This window comes from Mycobacterium sp. NGS35 (assembly GCF_059812855.1).
On record NZ_JCALDL010000021.1, the window covers coordinates 1 to 1,739 of the forward strand.

Annotated in this window: 1 protein-coding gene; it reads right to left on the minus strand. The window is 65.2% G+C overall.

Annotated elements, in window-relative coordinates; genetic code table 11:
* Positions 1 to 1,739 (minus strand): non-ribosomal peptide synthetase (locus AC5Y4C_RS20935; RefSeq protein ID WP_500008527.1); only part of this gene is annotated, 1,739 nt, incomplete at both ends.

Here is a 1,739-nt window from a genome sequence, read left to right on the forward strand (position 1 = left end):
CACGAACCGCGCTCACATCGACGTCGCCCGTGACGTAGCCGACCAGCCGCTTATCGCCGGGACGATCCTCCCGCACAACAACCACCGCCTGCCCGACACCATCGACATCACCCAGCACGCACTGGATCTCCCCCAACTCGACGCGATAGCCACGGATCTTGACCTGCTCATCAACCCGACCCAAAAACCGCAACTGCCCATCAACACCCCACCGCACAAGATCCCCAGTGCGATACATCCGCGCACCAAAACCCCCAAACGGACACGCCACAAACCGCGACCCCGTCAAACCCCCCCGCCCCACATAACCAACCCCCACCCCACAACCCGCCACATACAACTCACCCGCCACCCCCAGTGGAACGTGATGCAACGACTCGTCAAGCACAAACAACGCGGCTCCGGGCACGGGGCTACCAATCGGCACTCCGGCACCTGCGGTCAGCGGCGCGCTGATCGCCACGCACATCGTGGTTTCGGTGGGGCCGTAGGCGTTGATCACCACCCGCCCCGACGCCCACTGGTCCACCACCTCGGCGGGGCAGGCCTCCCCGACGACCACCAGGGCGACGGAGTCCAAGCCTTCTGGTGACAGAGCCGATACCGCTGATGGGGTTTGAGTGAGGACGTCGACGTGCTCGCTGACCAACAGGGCGTGGAGGTCTTGCGGTGAACTCGTTACCTCTTCGGGCACGACGACAACTCGACCGCCGCGCAGAAGTGCGCCGAAGATTTCCCACACCGAGACGTCGAACGCCAACGTGTGGCACTGCGGCCACACACCGGTTCGCGGCAGACCGGAGTCCAGCGAACCCAGAAGTTGCGTGACGTTGTGATGGCTTACCGCAACGCCTTTGGGCGTGCCTGTGGTTCCGGAGGTGTAGATGACGTAGGCGATGCCGTCCGGCGCTGCCGCCGCCAACGGCTTCCCCGGCTGCGTGCCGATCGCGGCGTCGTCGACGACGACGATCGTCGCCTCGTAACCCTCCAGCCGTGAGCGCAAGCCGGTGGAGGTCACCGCGGCGACGGGCGAGGCGTCGTCGAGCACGAACGCCAGTCGCGCATCCGGCAGCGACGGGTCAATGGGCAGATACGCGGCGCCGGTCTTGAGCACCGCCAGAATTGCCACAATCGCATCGGCCGATCGATTGAACAGCAGCGCGACGCACTTGCCCGCCGTGGCGCCGACGTCAACGAGCACGTTTCCCAGACGATTTGACGCTTCGTCGAGCTCTTGGTAGGTCATCGTGCGGCCACCGAAGCTGATGGCGACTGCGTCTGGCGTCTGCGCGACGTGCTGGGCGAAGAGCGCCGTAATCGAGATCGTCTTGCGCGCAGACCTTTCCAGCACTGCGCGGTTCCCGAGCGCGTCAAGGCGCGCATGCTCGACCGCATCAACGATGTCGATCGACGAGATCCGCGCCGTCGGGTCGGCCGTCATCGCCTCCAGCACCCGCCGCAGCCGCTCGACCAGTGTTGCAACACTGGCCGCGTCGAACACGTCGGTGCGGAACTCCACCGCACCACCGATCCCGGCCGGTTGATCAGCCGTCGAGAACTTCTCGGAGAGCGAGAACACCAAATCCATTCGAGCGGTGTGGGTATCAACAGGCAGTTGCGTGACGTCGAGATCATCGAGCGCCATGCCGACCGCAGCATCGGTGAAGTCGTAGCCGCTGGAGTTCTGCCACGCCAACGCCACCTGCACCAGTGGGTGATGGGCCAAGCTCCGGGTGGGG